Origin of the sequence: Pseudoalteromonas sp. GCY (assembly GCF_016695175.1) — a bacterium.
Classification (GTDB): Bacteria; Pseudomonadota; Gammaproteobacteria; order Enterobacterales; family Alteromonadaceae; genus Pseudoalteromonas.
On sequence record NZ_CP068023.1, the window covers coordinates 725,257 to 742,494 of the forward strand.

A 17,238-nucleotide genomic window follows, 5' to 3' on the forward strand; every position below is an offset into this window, starting at 1 on the left:
CACTCAGTAGGAAAAACATGAAACCGTATCAAAAAGAGTTTATTGAATTTGCCTTAGAAAAGCAGGTGCTTAAGTTTGGTGAGTTTACGTTAAAGTCTGGTCGTACTAGCCCTTATTTTTTCAATGCTGGCCTGTTTAACACCGGTCGTGATCTGGCGCGTTTAGGTCGTTTCTATGCATCGGCATTGGAAGATGCTGGCATTGAGTTTGATGTGTTGTTTGGCCCTGCCTACAAAGGTATTCCTATTGCGACAACGACTGCGGTTGCACTTGCCGATCATCACAATAAAGATGTGCCTTACTGCTTTAATCGTAAAGAAAAGAAAGAGCATGGCGAAGGCGGTAACTTAGTAGGTTCAGCGCTTGAAGGTCGTATTATGCTTGTTGATGATGTGATCACAGCGGGTACTGCTATTCGTGAGTCGATGGAAATTATAGCTGCTAATGGTGCCGATCTTGCCGGCGTATTAATCGCATTGGATCGCCAAGAAAAAGGTAAAGCTGAGCTTTCTGCTATTCAGGAAGTTGAGCGCGACTTTAATACTCAAGTGGTGTCTATCGTGAAATTGGCTGATCTGATCACTTACCTTGAGCAACAAGGTGGTATGGATGCGCATTTGGATGCAGTTAAAGCATACCGTGATAGCTACGGTGTAGCGTAAGCCCTGCGATTTTCTGCAGATGGCTAGTACCATGCTAGCCATCTATTTAACCTGAGCTGCGGATAATTAATGCCTTTCTAGCAGCCAGTTTTAGCGCTAACTGCGTTGAATTCACTTCCAATAGCCAGCTATTGGTGCGTAAATTCGCCTTGTTTTCCCTAAAACTCTCTGGCTAGACAAGGAGAAAACTAAGTTGTGCTTTAGCAACAATGAGTTGGAACATTCCTTATCCAAACCTCAGGTTATTTACTTCTCTTTTATCTCAGTTTTATTGTGTGTCTTTACACAGCTCTTAATTCAAACTCACTATTGGTATATGGCGTAGCGCCCAATTAGCAAGCTCAACTCGGTTGCGTGAATTGGTTTTTTTAAATGCGCTGTAGATATGCGTTTTAACTGTGTGACTACTGATGTTTAGTCTATCAGCGATATCTTCGTTTTTAGCACCAGCAGCAATAAGCTTGATCACCGATTTTTCTCTGCCAGTTAGTACGTTTAGCTCATCATTACTCAAAACAATGTCGCTGTTAGGCAGTGCTTGTGGCATGGCGGCAATCAGTTCGCTAAATGCTTCTGAGATGGCGCTGCGACAAAACCAAAGCTCGCCTTTGAGCACACTGCTTAATCCTTGAAATAACGTCTCTGGCGGAGCATTGTGATAGAGTATGCCTTTCACATTGCCAAGTAGCGCCGTTTTTTCATTCACGCTGTTTTCATTGGCATTAAAGAGCAGTACTTTGTGTTTAGCCGCCAAGAGTTTGACTTCAGCGCTGATAAGTTCATTACAATCTCGGTGTTCTGTATCCACCAAAAATAACGCGATTTGTTCACGCAGTGCAGGCTCTGGTAGTCGAGTATCAACTTTGACTGTATGTCCTAGCGTCTCTAGCACTTTGATAAGCACAGTATAATTGGTGGAGCTGGTATTGGCTCGAGCATGAGTCAGAATAAAAAATGCTCGATCTTGCCATGCTAGCGAGTTGTTGGAATATTCCTTTGCAAACATAGAAGTATTAAATCCTTTTTTATTCCAGATTAAATTTAATATACATTTGTTTTACAAAAAATTTAAGTTATTTATTAGGCTCAAACTAAAAAGCTGAGCCTAATACCATGTTTGTGTAAGCTAAGGTTGTTTACTTGTACAATGCACGCCATGCACAAGTACGATAGCCGTTCTTCTCAAAGAAGAAGCGATTACAGTTATCGTCATAATTGTAGTCACCCACATCGATACGATAGCCACTGATGTACCAGTTATGTAGCGAAATATGCCCACCATTGTAAAGCAGCGAGAAGTGAACGTGAGGGCCACTTGATTGACCACCTTGGCATAATGCTGTTGCTTTATCATCCGCATAACGACCAAGCCAAGCACCTGCAGAAATGACATCGCCAGTGTTGTATTGCAAACTTTCCATATGATAATACTGAGTCGAATAGCCGCTTGAATGAGTCACTCGAATGTTACAGGCTGAGTAGCGAGTAACTGTGCCACCATGCGCTGCTTGAACCCAAGGCGTATTGCTTCCCCAGCCACCTGAGCCGTTATTAAAGTCAAGCGATGAATAAGGGTAGCCAGAGCCCGTATTTGAGTGTGCACCACCGCTATACCAAGCGTAACCTGACGGCCATGGAAAGCTCATGCTAAAGCTAGCAGCTGACACTGCTTGTGTTGACGCCTGCTCACTAAAAGCGATGTTGTTGTCCGCTTTTAGTGCCAACGACTCACCGTTAAATAATGTTTGGTAAGTACTGAATAGGGCATCTGCAGATGCGTGTGTCAGATCTGCAAGTGCGACAGTTGCTTCGTTTACCGCGGGTAACTTTTTAGCTTTGTCTTCATCACGAAGCTTTTGAAATGCGTAGTATCTCGCACTCAGATTAAGTGCTACATCTTTTACTTGTGCATCAAATCCATGTTCATGAGAGAGTTTACCAAACGGTGCTGAGAGAGATTGTTTATCTGGGTTGCTGACCACACCAGACTCAAGTTCCATTAGTGCCAGCAATAACTTAGGGTTAATACTGGCATATCCAGCATAGTGCAAGATCACTTCGAGCTTATCGCTTAAATGCGGTGCCGTGCTGTCAAGCACTTGCTGCCAATCTACTTGCTGTAAAGCATTGCTGAAAAGAAATAGTTCAGGGTTTACTGCCATTACACTAGAAATAGGTAAGGCACTGATGTGTTCAGCGGTAAATTCAGGCATAGCTACTGAATCATGCTGACCGGCAGCTGTTGCTTGATGTGAGAGGAGCGCGACTAAACACGCTGATAGATAGTGGCGTTTCATATTGTATCCTTTCTGTTTGTTTTTTGTTCAATTAAGTTATACCTAAATGTGATTATTTTGTAAAATAAAAGTTTAAAATGTGGTTTTTATTGATGTGGATCATATGTTCTTGCTCCGATAAATTGGGGTTTAGTGTAAAAGCGACTATAGAAAAGAAAGTAATGTGATGTGGAGGTTGCTATGAAAAGGCAAATTACTCTGTCTCAACTAGAAGAGTTGCTTGAAGAAAGGCAAGGTGGAGAGCGTCGAATACAACGAAGTAATGTTTTGCCTTTCGTTGAAAGGCGCAAACATGTTAGGCGAAAGTCTGATAGGCAATACTTGCACAATAGAGTTGAGTAGTACCCTCTATTCCTGTTTTGTTGAGAGCCCCGCATCTGAGTATAACGCATACGGTAATTGATTCGTCTTAGCGTGATACATGGCTTTATCTGCTTTAGCAACCAACTCTTCGGCTGATGTAGCGTCGGTTGGATAAATAACAGCGCCGATACTTAAGTCCAGCTTTACTTCGCGGATATTTGCGCTTTCATCTTGGAGACAGTAATTATCACTGAGCAAGTCATACTTATGCTGAGCAAGTTTTCGTAACTGATTTTTTTCGGTTAGGTGAGGGGCTATAACAACGAATTCATCGCCACCATAGCGTGCGACAAAGTCCGAGGCACGTTTATACATTTTAAGTTTTGCCGACAGTATTTTTAATAATTGATCGCCCGCTTGATGACCAAGCTGATCATTGACTGGTTTAAAGTTGTCGAGATCAATAAACAACACACCGAAGCCATGACCATATCGCTCTGATTCACTAATCGCTCTTTCTAGTTCGCTATCAAATGCGCCGCGGTTATGTAGCATAGTGAGTCTATCCATAACCACCAAGTTCTCTAGATTCCGCTGCATTTCGTAGCGCTCTTTTGAAAAGGTGATTGTACGTGCCAGTAGTGGGCCGCTCACTTCATGTTTTGGGATATAATCTTGAGCACCAAGTTGAATTGCCTTTTCGCCAAACAGCGTTTCAGATACCCCAGTTAGCACAATTATAGGGGCGCTGATGGGCAACTGTTTTACTTTAATCAGCGTGGTAAGACCTTGACTCTCATCGATATTCAAATCGATAAGGATGGCTTCTGGCTTGACTGTGTTTAAGGCTGTTTCAAGTTGTTCTAAATTTTTGAAGTGCTTAACGTTAAACTTTTGCCTACCATCAGTACTTGCAAGTGTGCGCTTCACTAAGTAAGCATCTTCATCGTTGTCTTCAAGAAGATAAATCAGCCATGTATTCATAGTTACCCTTGCACAACACAGTTATTATCAAACCAATACTGCTTGATTAATTTGATCAACGACTCTAAATCACTCAAGCGTCCGGGCTTGGTAATATATGACTTAGCACCCAGTTGATATGCTTTACGAATGTCACTGTGGTGAGTGGAGGTGGTATAGCATACCGTTATTAATTTATCGGCAACCTGATCATTTTTTAAAGCTTCCATGACTTCAAAGCCACTCATTTTTGGCATGTTTAAATCCAGTAAAATAACTTGGTTATAGGTTGCGATAGAATTGAGGTAACGCAGCAGCTCATGACCGTCAGAAAAAACTTTTAGTTCCGGTGCATTGGCAATACTGCTGTATGCTCTTTTAAAAAAGTAGACATCATCTGGATCATCTTCAACTAATAAAAGTTCCATTATTACTCCTTAACTTCTTTCGGCAGTATGATTTCAAATAAAGCGCCATCATCACTTTGCAGGCATTTTATTGTACCGCCATGCAGCTTTACTATTTGTCGGCACAGCGCGAGTCCAATACCACTGCCATACTCTTGTGTGGTGCCAAAACGCCTGAACGGTTCAAAGATTTGCTGACGTCGAGATTTTGGGATCCCAAGTCCATTGTCTTTGTAATGGATCACCGTTTCATGGCCGGTTTGGCTGGCGTAAATTTGGATCACGGGCGCAAGCTCTGGTGACTTAAACTTAATGCTGTTACTGATTAAGTTTTGCAGCACTTGAAGAAAAAGCGAGGGATCAAGCTCGATAGGCAAATCACCATTCTCGAGTTTAATTTCAGTGCCGCTTTCTTCTATACTAAAGCTCATCACTTCACAAATATCTTCTAATAACAAAGTTAGATTGGTTGTTTGTAGCTTCAACTCATGGGAATGCAGGCGTGATAATTTGAGTAGGTCCTGGATCATGATCCGCATTCGTTGACTGGCATCTACCAAGCGCTCTATTTCAAACTTTGCATCGTCGTAGTCTTTTAAATCTGGCGTAATTCTTTGCGCCAAACTGTCTGAAAAAGCGGTGATCTTTCTGAGTGGCTCTTGTAAATCATGAGAAGCAATATAGGCAAAGTGCTCAAGGTGGGCGTTGGATTCTTGCAGCTGTAATAGTAATTCTGTGTGCTCGGTCATATCGACAAAAGTACCCAGCATCAATTCAGGCTTGCCATTGTGATCTCGAGTGATCACGGTATCGACAGAGTAACACCAAACCCAATGCCCTTCTTTGTGTCTAAAACGATATTTTATCGGGATAAGTTCACCGTCTTGGCTGGCTCTCACTTCATCAATATGCTCGTAAACGAGTGCGCGTTCACTTTCATGAAAACACAGCTCTAAATTTGTACTTTCTAACTCGTGAATTGTATAACCAAGGAGTTGGGTATAACGCTTGTTTATACGCGTGTTCTTATGGAGTTTTAAGTCGTAGAGATAAAGGCCACACACCGCTGAGTCTATCATTCGTTGCAAAAAGCGTTGGTTGTCTTCAAGCTCTTTTTCTGCGAACTTTCTCGCCGTAATATCGACAGCGATACCGACTATTCGCTCAACTTGGTTTTTACTGTCTTTAAGTGGATAAAGAGTCGTCTGGTACCAATGTTCTTCACCCTTGAAAGGTACCATTTCGGTATAATCTACGGGTTTCGCGACTTCGACGCAAAGCTGGTAGTTTTTTTCAATTCTGTCTACCAGCTCAGCCTCCAACGCTGTTCCTCTGAGCTCATAGAGCGTTTTACCCAGTATTTGATCGAGCTTTACGCCAGTGCGCTGGCAGGCAAACCTGTTATATTCAATAAACCGAAAAGTTTGGTTTTCTTCTACTTTTAATAGCCAAATAGCCTGACTTGCGCCTTCGTATATGGCATTGAGTATTTTGTTTTTTTCCGCAATTTGTAGCTCAAGAGACTTTTTCTGATGGATATTTCTAAGTGCCCCAGACATCACTAATGCTCTACCGTGGTCGTCAAACTGGCTGTTGCCTACGGCGGAAAACCAAGCGTATTCTCCTTTGTTGTCGCGTCCTAAATACTCGACAAAATATTGTTCTTTGGTAGCAAAGTGATGGTTGATAGCATCTTGTACTTTGTCTTGATGGTCAGGGTGGATATGTGCAAACCAATCGTCATAAGTCACTTTTTCATCGTCGCGCTTACCTATCATGGTTTTTAAACGGGGTGAGTAGCTTACGCTGTTGTTGATAACGTTCCACTCCCAAATACCATCTTCGGTTGCACCGATTGCACGTTTCATTTGTTCAGTAGACTCAACAAGCGCTTGCTCTGTGCGTTTGAGTGACGATAGGTTATTAAACACCGCTAAAATGAGATTGGCGCCGTCATGAGGCTCTTGTACCAAGCGCATTTCCATCGGGATTTGATTGCCAAATTTGTCTTTCACATGGCACAGTGCTTCTTTACTGAAATCGTTTTGATCAAGCAGAGATTGGCTAATGGATTCTAAACTGTCGAACGGGTCGTCTAGACTGACGATGTCATGTAATCTCAGTCCTATTAACTCATTTGGTGTGTCGTATCCCAGCTCGCGATAAAAATAGGGGTTACATTTACTTATGCTTAGCAGTTGGTCGAGTAACAAGGTGCTAGTCGGTAAGGCATCGAGCATAAACTCGGTGACTCTGTGCCGGTCTAGCTGCGAATGTAGCGCTTTTTTTTCATCCGTAACGCGTTTTAGTCTTGCTGTTACGCCGTGGAATTGGTTTGGAGTAGGGATTGCGACAGCACTTGGGATCAGTCTGAAGAGATAAACCGCCGTTACCATTGAGATAAACGCCGTGACTGCTTTTGAAATACCGTGGATACCATAAGCGCCATGCCAAACAGTGTAAACGCCAATCAAATGTGTCAGTCCGCATAAGGTGATAAAGCTGCAAAACAACACAAAGACCCAATTTTTACCAACATCAGGGCGCTGTCTTGCATAAATCATAATCGCCAAGGGAATAGAAAAGTAGGCGGTGGCTATCAAGATATCGGAGATAACATTGGTCCATAGCAGATGAGGTTGCCACAAATAGCAATGGCCGTGTGGCATATACGCGCTATTAAAAAATGACTCAAATGAGTTCAAATCCATGTTATTTCCTTACCTCAACGTGAAGCCAGTTCATATAAAGATATCCACCGCTAAGGCGGTAAAAATGCACTCAAACTGCGATAGTAAAATACGCTTTAAAAGTCCTAATGCTCTGCTTTAACTGTAGTATATCTATTTGAAATATCGACAAGAGATGCAAGAAATCTTTACTGCGAAGCAGGGGGAGAGGTTTGTTGATAGGTTAAAAAGGTGAAGCGCGCAGCTTCACCTTTTTATTCAGTTAGTCGAAGGTACTTTTCGGCTAACTGATCTAGGCTTTCATTGTGGTGAGGATCAGGCTTAATGCAATCAATCGGGCAAACACTCACACAGGTTGGTGTGTCGTAATGGCCGACGCATTCAGTGCATTTATCAGGGTCAATTTGATAAATTTTATCGCCCATGTAAATGGCCTGATTAGGGCACTCAGGGTCGCACATATCACAGTTGATACATTTATCATTGATAAGTAGCGCCATGGTTATGCCTTTTTAAAAGGATTACGGGTGTCCTCACTTTGGCCTAAATTGCGCATTAAAATGGCATGACTTAAATCTATATCTTCCGGCAATGGAATTTTGACGATATGACCAGAGCCTTTCGCGTCATTTATCGTCTCACCTTTTTTATTTTCCATGTGTTCAAGATTAAAGTGAATATTGCCCTTAGGCGTCATCAATTCCAAGCTGTGACCCGTACAGAACTTGTTTTTAACATCAATCTCAACGAGGCCATTATTAGTGCGACCTAGTACTTCTCCTACAAACTGCTGTTGGTCAGACACCGAGTGACCGTAGTCGTAGTTTTGATAGTCTTGATGTACATGACGTTTCAAAAAGCCTTCTGTATATCCTCGGTGCGCTAGGTTTTCTAGGGTTTTCATTAGACTTGGGTCAAATGGTTTACCCGCAACGGCGTCATCAATGGCTTTGCGATAGACTTGAGCGGTACGAGCAACATAATAGAATGACTTGGTGCGGCCTTCAATTTTAAGGCTGTGCACGCCCATGCGAGTCAGTTGATCAACATACTGGACAGCGCGCAAGTCTTTGGAATTCATGATGTAAGTACCATGCTCATCTTCAAATGCTGGCATGTATTCACCTGGGCGGCCTTGCTCTTCGAGCATAAACACTTCGTCGCTTGGTTGACCTTCCCCTAAGGTTGGAATAATCGCTTTTGGATCGACCTTATGGACAACATCGCCGGTTTCGTTTTCTTGACCAGGTTTCACATCGTAGCTCCAGCGGCAGGCATTGGTACAAGTCCCTTGGTTTGGATCGCGTTTGTTGATATAACCCGACAATAAACAGCGACCAGAATAAGCCATGCATAAGGCGCCGTGAACGAACACTTCAAGCTCAGTGTCTGGGCACAATGTACGAATTTCCTCTATTTCTTGTAGCGACAACTCGCGAGAAAGAATAACGCGCTCAACCCCTTGTTTGGCCCAAAATTGCACCGCTGCATAGTTAACAGCGTTCGCTTGTACGGATAGATGAATTGGCATGTCAGGCCATTTATCTCGCACGAGCATAATTAGCCCGGGATCGGACATGATAAGTGCGTCTGGCTTCATCGCGATAACAGGCTCAATATCACGTAAGTAAGTTTTCACTTTGCCGTTGTGCGGCGCAATATTTGATACGACATAGAGCTTTTTGTTTTGCTGGTGGGCTTCGTTAATACCGATTTCGAGGTTGCTTAGGTCAAATTCGTTATTACGTACGCGTAGACTGTATCTTGGTTGTCCGGCGTAAACAGCGTCGGCACCGTACGCAAAAGCGTAACGCATATTCTTTAAACTGCCGGCAGGAGAGAGAAGTTCTGGTACAAACATGGTTTACCTCATACATTGAACTAGGGCCTGTTGACCTTTGCTGTTTTATTTTTGTTCTCCTGAGTGTGTTTTGGTCGCGACGCTCGACTTGCCGCCTAGTAATCTAGGCAAAAGTTGAGAAACAATGAACAAAGCGCACTCAGGTGAACCCAAAGGGCTGCGCTTGATTGGCATTTCTACTGTGTTATCGCCTGACTCACATAGAACAACTATGCTACGCAGGCTCTGCCTTGTATAAATACCAATCAAACTGCTGCAAAAACAAACTTGAAAGATAAACAGGCCCTAATTACGGGTCAGCTGTTGAGTGATTTCGCGTGCTGATTCTAAAAAGCGGCGCAGTATAGAAGAAAGCTAAGTAAGTAATTTTGATGTAGATCAGGTTTTTTGACATTGTGCAAGGAAGGGCAAGTGACCTTACTGTTAAGGCTTCTGCTGGCAATTCTGCGTATTTAATCGACAAATAATTCACCAAACTTTCGTTTCTTCGCAAAGAAAGCGGCGTGAGATAGTAGGTTTTTTCTACCAAAACACGTATAATTCGCGCCCGTCAATATTCACAATAATATTTTGGAGCAAAAAAGATGGCTTTAGAGCGCACTTTTTCAATCATCAAGCCTGATGCTGTAGCTAAAAACCACATCGGTGCTATCTACAACCGTTTTGAGTCTGCTGGTCTTAAAATCGTTGCATCAAAAATGGTTCACCTTTCTCAAGAGAAAGCTGAAGGTTTCTACGCGGAGCACAAAGAGCGTCCTTTCTTTGGTGCACTAGTTTCTTTCATGACTTCTGGTCCAGTAATGGTTCAGGTGCTTGAAGGTGAAGACGCAGTTCGTAAAAACCGCGAAATCATGGGTGCTACTAACCCTGCTGAAGCGCTAGCTGGTACGCTACGTGCTGACTACGCAGACAGCATCGACGAGAACGCAGTACACGGTTCTGACGCGCCTGAGTCTGCTGCTCGCGAAATCGCTTACTTCTTCGCTGAAGAAGAAATCTGCCCACGTACTCGTTAATTCGAGACTTGGTGCCAAAGAAGGGCTTTCGAGCCCTTTTTTTGTCCCGTAGCTAAGTTGAGGGATAAGCGTGCTTTGTAAAGTAATCACACTACTTCACAAAACACGTTACATTATTTGTGATGTTTGCTGCTTTTTTGTACAATGCGTTGTTGGCAATTTAGCTGTTCTTACCGTCTTTAACCGAGGTTGTTCATGACCACTATTGAGAAAAAAATTAACTTACTTGATTTAAATCGCGAGGGGATGCGCGAGTTGTTTGCATCATATGGCGAAAAGCCGTTTCGCGCGGATCAGGTGATGAAATGGATTTATCATTTTGGTATCGACAACTTTGATGACATGAGCAACTTGAACAAAAAGTTGCGTGCGCGGTTGCAAGCTGAGTGTGAGATTAAGGCGCCTGAAATTTCAGTAAAGCAAGTGGCTTCTGACGGTACCATAAAGTACGCTCTAGTACTTGAAGGCGGCCAAGAAGTTGAAACCGTGTGGATCCCTGAAAAAGACCGAGCAACACTGTGTGTGTCTTCTCAGGTTGGTTGTGCTTTGGAATGTACTTTCTGCTCAACGGCGCAGCAGGGCTTTAACCGTAACTTAAAAGTGTCTGAGATCATTGGTCAGGTTTGGCGCGTGGCAACCGACATTGGTCTGCATAAAGGCGATAGCACTAAACGCCCAATTACTAACATCGTTATGATGGGGATGGGTGAGCCTCTGTTAAACCTAAATAACGTTGTTCCAGCGATGGAGCTGATGATGGACGATTGGGCGTTTGGTTTATCTAAGCGCCGCGTTACGCTAAGTACATCGGGTGTGGTACCTGCGCTTGATATCTTGAAAGAAAAGATTGATGTGGCACTGGCGATTTCGCTACATGCACCAAACAATCCACTACGTGATGTGCTTGTACCAATCAACAAAAAGTATCCGATTGAAGAGTTCCTAGCAGCATGTCGTCGCTATATCGATGGCTCTAAAGCAAATAAGGACGTCACCATTGAGTACGTGATGCTACAAGACGTTAATGACAGTACAGATCATGCCCATGAATTAGTACAAGTACTCAAAGGCACGCCGTCAAAAATTAACTTGATCCCATTTAATCCATTCCCGGGTAATGAATATGGCCGCTCTAGCAACAGTCGTATCGATAGATTTTCTAAGGTGTTACAAGCTGCTGGACTGACTTGTATCGTTCGTCGTACCCGTGGCGATGACATTGACGCTGCATGTGGACAGCTAGTGGGTGATGTTGTAGACAGAACCAAACGTTTAGCTAAGAAAAAACAGCGTGACGACAATGCCATTGCTGTCAATGTGAGCGCACAATAATATTCATGAGCTGGGTTTACCCAGCTCATTTCATCTTAACCACAGATAAGTTCTGACTATCTGGTAAAAAATAGATGAATCTCTTAGCCTTTTGGGTAATATAGGGCACACATAGAACCCAGTGGCATTCAAAGGTGAGTGATGCAATCGCGAAATTATCGCAAAACAGGATTGGCTGCATCCATTCTCGCAGGCGCGAGTTTAGTTCTGTCAGGTTGTGTGACGGAGAGTAGTTATCGCTCCGACGGGCGTCCTGTGGCCGAACAACAAGTCAATAACACCAATGCCGCAAGAACTCGCATTGCATTGGCACTTCAATATCTCAACTCAGGTAATACCACCTCAGCCAAATTTAATTTAGAGCGTGCATTACAGTTAGCGCCAAAACTGGCCGAAGCCCATTATACGTTGGCGTATTATTACGAGCAGGTGGGTGAGCAACAACGCGCTGATAATGCCTATCAGGCGGCTTTGGATATTGAGCCAGATAACCCCGACACGCTAAACAACTATGGCACTTTTCTTTGCCGAGTTGGTCAGTATAACAAGGCGAGCCAATATTTTTTCAAAGCGATTGAGGTACCAAGTTATTTGCGGGTATCGGCAAGCTATGAAAACTTGGCGCTGTGTGCGCTGAAACAAAACGAGTATTCCCTGGCCGAGGAATATCTGCAAAGCGCGATTAAGCATAACGCGCAGCAGATGTCGTCGCAACTTGCGCTCGCGGGCCTATACTATGCTCGCAGTGATTTCTTAAGAGCTGAAGATGTGCTTGATAATGTTGCCAAGCGTGGATTTATTTCACCAAGAAGCTTAATGCTTGGGCACCTAGTACATATGCAAATGGGCCACTTACAGAAGGCGCAAGACATCGCCACGACTTTGGTGCAAAGCTACCCTAAATCTGCTCAAGCAGGGCTTCTCTTAACGAATAATATCGCTGCAAGTGAATTTGAACGGTTGCGCAATCGCTACCGAGAAGCGCAGTTAAATAAGCTTGCCGAGGCGTCGCCTAGTCATATTGTTGCGAATCCAAAAATTAAAATTAAACGTAAGAAAACGCAATCGAATTCAACCCAATCATTCACCGTTGATTCACCCGCTGAGGCCAATAATTTTGCGCCTTCGGCAAAACCTGAAGTGGTAAAAAGCACGTCTTTAGTGAACGTTAGCTCGGACTCTGAAGCTCGGGTTGAGTTTTATCAACCGGACCCATCGGAAGTCACATTTAGTCCTCGCTCACGTGAGCCTCAAGTGTTAGCTAATACATCATCAAGCGGTACAAGTGTACCGTTATTGAATAGTGACGTTGCTCCTCCTCAGGTACCTTTTCATACAGTTATTGCAGGTGAAAACCTATTTAGTATTTCAGTCAAATACGACATCAAAATGGTCGAATTAATGGAATATAATCAAGTGCGGGAATCTGCAAGATTGTACGCAGGTCAAAAGGTGTATCTTAATAATCCCAATGTCGTGCATGAAATTGCGGCGGGAGATACTTTGCTCAGTATTGCCGATCGATATGGTGTGTTGATCGATGAAATTATGCGATGGAATAAACTCACTCCTGATGTGGCGCTGCAAGCAGGCCACGGATTATTAATTGTAGACCCAACAAATTACGTTTTATGAACCAAACAATGAAAGAGCAGGAAGCACCTGAACAAGAGCAGCCTTCACTCGGGCAAACTTTAGCAACGGCAAGACAAAATGCCGGGATCAGCTTTGCTGAAATTGAATCGCGCTTAAAGATGACCCATGCCCAACTTACCAAGCTCGAGCAGGATGACTATCAAGACCTAGGGCCTGAAACCTTTGTGCGTGGCTATATTAAAAATTACGCCGCGTTACTGGGGTTGAATCCGACGGAAGTACTGGCTAGATATCAATCTCCGGAGTTGCCGCCGCAGAAAAAGCGGATGCAAAGCTTTTCTCGCCGCACTCATAAAGAAGCCCACGATAACCGCCTAATGATGGTGAGCTACATCGTGCTGGCTATCGTGCTGGGGTCGTCGGCATTTTGGTTTTGGCAGACCAGTAGCTCAGAGCAAGAAGTGGTGCCTGAAACGCCAGTCACTCAGCTTGAGACGCCAGTTGAAAATGCCACAACGCCAAAGGTTGATGAGTTAGCATTACCTACTGAGCAAAACAATGACGCAACCCCGCAAAGCGAGCCACAGGCGAGTGAAGCGGAGGTTTCAGTGCCAGTTGAAACGAAACCGCAAACGGCAAAACGAGACCCAGCATTGAGCACGGTAGTCATGCATTTCAACGAAGAAAGTTGGGTTGAAATGTTTGACGCAACACAAGAGCGTGTTGCATTTGGTGTTAAAAAAGCGGGATATACCATGACAGTTGAAGGTAAGGCCCCTTTTTCTGTTATACTCGGCAAGCATCAGGCCGTAGAGGTCACGCTTGACGGTAAACCAGTGTCATTGCCTGCGTTTGCTAAAAACCGTCTAGCTAAATTCAATTTACCGTTAACAGAGTAGTCAGCATGTTTTCAGAACCACCTATAAAGCGTAGAAAATCAACAAGGATCTATGTCGGTAATGTGCCTATTGGTGATGGCGCACCGATAGCTGTACAGTCTATGACAAACACCAATACTCTAGATGTTGATGCGACGGTGGCACAAATTAAAGCGATCCAAGACGCCGGAGCGGATATTGTCCGTGTTTCTGTGCCGACAATGGATGCAGCTGAAGCATTCAAAAGCATTAAAGAGCAAGTGGATATTCCACTCGTCACGGATATTCACTTCGATTATCGTATTGCATTACAAGTGGCTAAGTACGGCGCCGATTGTTTGCGGATAAACCCTGGGAATATTGGCAGTGAAGACCGTATTCGTGCAGTGATTGACGCGGCGGGTGAGCACAATATCCCAATTCGTATTGGCGTGAATGGCGGTTCTCTAGAGCGCGATTTGCAAGAAAAGTATGGTGAACCAACACCTGAAGCCTTGCTTGAGTCTGCGATGCGGCATGTCGAAATTCTCCAGCGCCATAACTTTGATCAGTTTAAAGTCTCGGTAAAAGCTTCCGATGTGTTCTTGGCCGTTGGCGCTTATCGTTTATTGGCAAAAGAAATTGATCAACCTCTGCACCTTGGGATCACCGAGGCTGGTGGTTTTAGAGCTGGCTCGGTTAAATCGGCAGTAGGTCTAGGGATGTTACTTGCAGAAGGAATTGGTGATACATTACGTGTTTCACTTGCGGCTGATCCGGTGCAAGAAATCAAAGTGGGTTTTGATATTCTAAAGTCACTGCGAATTCGTTCGCGCGGCATTAATTTTATTGCTTGCCCAAGTTGTTCACGCCAAGAGTTTGATGTAGTGAATACGATGAATCAGCTGGAAGAGCGATTAGAAGATATCGTCACACCGATTTCGGTGTCTGTGATTGGCTGCGTGGTCAATGGTCCTGGTGAAGCACTCGTCAGTGACTTAGGTCTTGCTGGCGCAAATCGTCGTTCAGGCCTTTATATCAATGGCGAGCGCCAAAAAACACGGATTGATAATGATGATATCGTTGCACAGTTAGAATCTCAAATTCGAGAATATGTAGAGAAAAAAGAAAGCGAAGAAAAAATCGATGTAAAAATCATCGACTGACACCAGTGTAATCGTTAAGATAAGCGAATTTTCGAGCTTTCTCACCGCGTGCTAAACTGCACGACGATAAATGGCATTAAAGAAATAAAACCAATGCGATGAGGCAGGTTGAGCGTATTTAGTCAAAGGCTCAAGCAGTAGTAAATCGATTGGTGACAAATTTAAGTTAGGGTTTTCAGTGACTAAACAACTTCAGGCAATCCGTGGAATGAATGATTGTCTGCCAGGTGACACGCAAGTCTGGCAGAAAGTAGAATCGGTATTAAGAGAGACAGTAGCGGCATTTGGCTACCAAGAGATCCGTTTTCCAATCGTTGAGTCGACCGATCTATTTAAACGCTCTATCGGTGAAGTGACCGATATCGTAGAAAAAGAAATGTATACCTTTGATGACCGTAATGGCGATAGCTTAACGCTACGTCCGGAAGGCACTGCTGTGTGCGTACGAGCGGGAAATCAAAATGGTTTGTTATACAACCAAGAGCAACGTCTTTGGTACATGGGGCCGATGTTCCGCCACGAAAGACCGCAAAAAGGCCGTTACCGTCAATTCCATCAATTTGGTGTTGAAACCTTTGGTATGGCAACACCAGATATTGATGCCGAAGTGATCCTAATGACGGCGCGTCTATGGCAGCAATTTGGTATTCAAGACCATGTTACGCTTGAGCTCAATTCTTTGGGGTCAAATGAAGCGCGTGCTGAATATCGTGATGCTCTGATTGCTTATCTGGAGCAACACAAAGAAGCGCTTGATGAAGACAGTCTGCGCCGCATGTATAGCAATCCACTGCGCGTGTTAGATAGCAAAAACCCAGAGGTGCAAGCTGTACTTGCGGATGCGCCTAAGCTTTCTGAACACTTAGATGAAGAATCACGCGAACATTTTGCTAATTTGTGTGAACGTTTAGACGCAGCTGGCGTCGAATACCAAGTTAATGAAAAGCTGGTACGCGGCCTAGATTACTACAACCGCACTGTATTTGAGTGGGTGACGACGAGCTTAGGTTCTCAAGGCACAGTATGTGCTGGCGGTCGCTACGACGGCTTGGTAGAGCAGCTTGGCGGCAAAGCAACGCCAGCCGTAGGCTTTGCTATGGGTATTGAACGTTTAGTGTTGATGCTACAAACGTTGGAGTGTGTGGGTGATATTCGTCGTAATGCTGACGTATATGTCGTTGCGATGGGTGACAAAGCGGCGATTCAAGCCCCAGTGATTGCACAGCAATTACGAGATGATATTGCTGGCCTTCGCGTGATGGTTCATTGTGGCGGTGGCAACTTTAAGAAACAATTTAAACGTGCAGATAAAAGCGATGCTGTTGTTGCGCTAGTGCTAGGCGAAGATGAACTCGCTGAAGGCAAAGTGACAGTGAAGTATTTGCGTGAACAGAAAGAACAAATCACCTTACCACTTGCAGAAGTAAAAACGCTGTTAGCAGAGCTGGTAAGCTAAGAGGTTAGAATGGAAATTTATTCAACAGAAGAACAACAAGCAGAAGCAATAAAACGATTTTTCCGTGAAAATGGTACAACGATTGTAGTCGGTGCCGTGCTTGGTTTAGGTGGTCTGTATGGCTGGAAAGCGTATAACCAAAGCCAGATCGATAGCGCAGAAGCAGCATCAGAAGCATACACTCAGGTTGTTGAAAGTGACGATGTACTAGCAAAAAGCGACGCCTTTGTTGCTGCAAATGCAGATTCTAACTACGCCGTGTTAGCGGCTTTCGTTGCTGCTAAAGAGGCAATCGACAAAGACGATCTTAAGCTAGCTGCTGAGAAGCTAACTTGGGCGGCTGATAATGTTGCCAACGCTGAGCTAAAAGCAACGGCTTTATTAAGACTTGCACGTGTACAAGCGTCTCAGTCTCAATACGAACAAGCACTTGCAACACTGGCTAAGCCAATGCCGGAAGCGTTTAAGGCGCAGCTTGCTGAGATCCAAGGTGATATTTACCTTGCCCAAGGCGATAAAGATAAAGCACGTAGTGCTTATCAATCGGCATTAGAAGCGGCGGAAGGCAATAGCAACCCTATGCTGCAAATTAAACTGGATGATCTTGCACAAAAGACAACGGTTTAAGGAGT

15 protein-coding genes are annotated in these 17,238 nt (G+C 44.0%); 8 read left to right on the plus strand and 7 right to left on the minus strand.

The annotated features are described in order from the left end of the window. Positions 1-17 precede the first annotated feature (17 nt). Positions 18-662 (plus strand): orotate phosphoribosyltransferase, encoded by a 645-nt coding sequence (gene pyrE, locus JJQ94_RS08305; protein WP_017217061.1) that lies wholly within the window; start codon positions 18-20, stop codon positions 660-662. Positions 663-954: 292 nt separating this feature from the next. Here pyrE and JJQ94_RS08310 read toward each other — a convergent pair whose 3' ends face one another. The 7 genes from JJQ94_RS08310 to trhP all read right to left on the minus strand — a co-directional run bounded on the left by JJQ94_RS08310 (position 955) and on the right by trhP (position 9,183). Further along, entirely contained in the window at positions 955-1,668 is a 714-nt protein-coding gene (locus JJQ94_RS08310; RefSeq protein WP_099030555.1) for a response regulator transcription factor, read from the minus strand. Positions 1,669-1,798: 130 nt separating this feature from the next. Continuing rightward, a complete protein-coding gene (locus tag JJQ94_RS08315) occupies positions 1,799-2,959 on the minus strand; it encodes a M23 family metallopeptidase (protein WP_099030556.1) in 1,161 nt (386 codons plus the stop codon). Positions 2,960-3,307: 348 nt separating this feature from the next. Further along, positions 3,308-4,246, minus strand: a complete 939-nt coding sequence (locus tag JJQ94_RS08320; RefSeq protein WP_017217057.1) for a GGDEF domain-containing protein — start codon at positions 4,244-4,246, stop codon at positions 3,308-3,310. A 2-nt stretch (positions 4,247-4,248) separates the two neighbouring features. Further along, entirely contained in the window at positions 4,249-4,653 is a 405-nt protein-coding gene (locus tag JJQ94_RS08325) for a response regulator (protein ID WP_099030557.1), read from the minus strand. Positions 4,654-4,655: 2 nt separating this feature from the next. Then, the gene (locus JJQ94_RS08330) at positions 4,656-7,343 is read right to left on the minus strand and encodes a PAS domain S-box protein (RefSeq protein ID WP_099030558.1); all 2,688 of its coding nucleotides are present in this window, start codon (positions 7,341-7,343) and stop codon (positions 4,656-4,658) included. Between the two features lie 233 nt (positions 7,344-7,576). After that, positions 7,577-7,822 carry a YfhL family 4Fe-4S dicluster ferredoxin gene (locus JJQ94_RS08335; protein ID WP_099030559.1) on the minus strand — a complete coding sequence of 82 codons (246 nt, stop codon included), beginning with the start codon at positions 7,820-7,822 and terminating at the stop codon, positions 7,577-7,579. A 2-nt stretch (positions 7,823-7,824) separates the two neighbouring features. Next, a complete protein-coding gene (gene trhP, locus JJQ94_RS08340; RefSeq protein WP_099030560.1) occupies positions 7,825-9,183 on the minus strand; it encodes a prephenate-dependent tRNA uridine(34) hydroxylase TrhP in 1,359 nt (452 codons plus the stop codon). Between the two features lie 584 nt (positions 9,184-9,767). Between trhP and ndk the strand changes: the two genes are divergently transcribed. From ndk to JJQ94_RS08375, 7 genes are all read left to right on the plus strand, one after another. Further along, the gene (gene ndk, locus JJQ94_RS08345; protein WP_010377338.1) at positions 9,768-10,199 is read left to right on the plus strand and encodes a nucleoside-diphosphate kinase; all 432 of its coding nucleotides are present in this window, start codon (positions 9,768-9,770) and stop codon (positions 10,197-10,199) included. A gap of 195 nt (positions 10,200-10,394) precedes the next feature. Then, a complete protein-coding gene (locus JJQ94_RS08350) occupies positions 10,395-11,531 on the plus strand; it encodes a bifunctional tRNA (adenosine(37)-C2)-methyltransferase TrmG/ribosomal RNA large subunit methyltransferase RlmN (RefSeq protein WP_069020890.1) in 1,137 nt (378 codons plus the stop codon). A 141-nt stretch (positions 11,532-11,672) separates the two neighbouring features. Further along, on the plus strand, positions 11,673-13,166 hold the full coding sequence (pilW, locus tag JJQ94_RS08355; RefSeq protein WP_099030561.1) for a type IV pilus biogenesis/stability protein PilW: 1,494 nt from the start codon (positions 11,673-11,675) through the stop codon (positions 13,164-13,166). A gap of 8 nt (positions 13,167-13,174) precedes the next feature. After that, positions 13,175-14,026 carry a RodZ domain-containing protein gene (locus JJQ94_RS08360; protein ID WP_236596566.1) on the plus strand — a complete coding sequence of 284 codons (852 nt, stop codon included), beginning with the start codon at positions 13,175-13,177 and terminating at the stop codon, positions 14,024-14,026. Between the two features lie 5 nt (positions 14,027-14,031). Continuing rightward, the gene (gene ispG / locus JJQ94_RS08365) at positions 14,032-15,150 is read left to right on the plus strand and encodes a flavodoxin-dependent (E)-4-hydroxy-3-methylbut-2-enyl-diphosphate synthase (protein WP_017217050.1); all 1,119 of its coding nucleotides are present in this window, start codon (positions 14,032-14,034) and stop codon (positions 15,148-15,150) included. 178 nt (positions 15,151-15,328) lie between these two features. Next, on the plus strand, positions 15,329-16,606 hold the full coding sequence (hisS, locus tag JJQ94_RS08370; protein ID WP_099030563.1) for a histidine--tRNA ligase: 1,278 nt from the start codon (positions 15,329-15,331) through the stop codon (positions 16,604-16,606). A gap of 9 nt (positions 16,607-16,615) precedes the next feature. Further along, positions 16,616-17,233 carry a YfgM family protein gene (locus JJQ94_RS08375; RefSeq protein WP_010605666.1) on the plus strand — a complete coding sequence of 206 codons (618 nt, stop codon included), beginning with the start codon at positions 16,616-16,618 and terminating at the stop codon, positions 17,231-17,233. Positions 17,234-17,238: the final 5 nt, after the last annotated feature.

What these genes read in the sequence shown, in the direction of transcription:
- JJQ94_RS08375 (WP_010605666.1), top strand. Translation starts at nt 16,616, where the DNA reads ATGGAAATTTATTCAACAGAAGAACAACAAGCAGAAGCAATAAAACGA.
- pilW (WP_099030561.1), top strand. Translation starts at nt 11,673, where the DNA reads ATGCAATCGCGAAATTATCGCAAAACAGGATTGGCTGCATCCATTCTC.
- ndk (WP_010377338.1), top strand. Translation starts at nt 9,768, where the DNA reads ATGGCTTTAGAGCGCACTTTTTCAATCATCAAGCCTGATGCTGTAGCT.
- JJQ94_RS08335 (WP_099030559.1), bottom strand. Translation starts at nt 7,822, where the DNA reads ATGGCGCTACTTATCAATGATAAATGTATCAACTGTGATATGTGCGAC.
- JJQ94_RS08325 (WP_099030557.1), bottom strand. Translation starts at nt 4,653, where the DNA reads ATGGAACTTTTATTAGTTGAAGATGATCCAGATGATGTCTACTTTTTT.
- ispG (WP_017217050.1), top strand. Translation starts at nt 14,032, where the DNA reads ATGTTTTCAGAACCACCTATAAAGCGTAGAAAATCAACAAGGATCTAT.
- JJQ94_RS08360 (WP_236596566.1), top strand. Translation starts at nt 13,175, where the DNA reads ATGAAAGAGCAGGAAGCACCTGAACAAGAGCAGCCTTCACTCGGGCAA.
- trhP (WP_099030560.1), bottom strand. Translation starts at nt 9,183, where the DNA reads ATGTTTGTACCAGAACTTCTCTCTCCTGCCGGCAGTTTAAAGAATATG.
- JJQ94_RS08330 (WP_099030558.1), bottom strand. Translation starts at nt 7,343, where the DNA reads ATGGATTTGAACTCATTTGAGTCATTTTTTAATAGCGCGTATATGCCA.
- JJQ94_RS08310 (WP_099030555.1), bottom strand. Translation starts at nt 1,668, where the DNA reads ATGTTTGCAAAGGAATATTCCAACAACTCGCTAGCATGGCAAGATCGA.
- JJQ94_RS08320 (WP_017217057.1), bottom strand. Translation starts at nt 4,246, where the DNA reads ATGAATACATGGCTGATTTATCTTCTTGAAGACAACGATGAAGATGCT.
- JJQ94_RS08315 (WP_099030556.1), bottom strand. Translation starts at nt 2,959, where the DNA reads ATGAAACGCCACTATCTATCAGCGTGTTTAGTCGCGCTCCTCTCACAT.
- pyrE (WP_017217061.1), top strand. Translation starts at nt 18, where the DNA reads ATGAAACCGTATCAAAAAGAGTTTATTGAATTTGCCTTAGAAAAGCAG.
- JJQ94_RS08350 (WP_069020890.1), top strand. Translation starts at nt 10,395, where the DNA reads ATGACCACTATTGAGAAAAAAATTAACTTACTTGATTTAAATCGCGAG.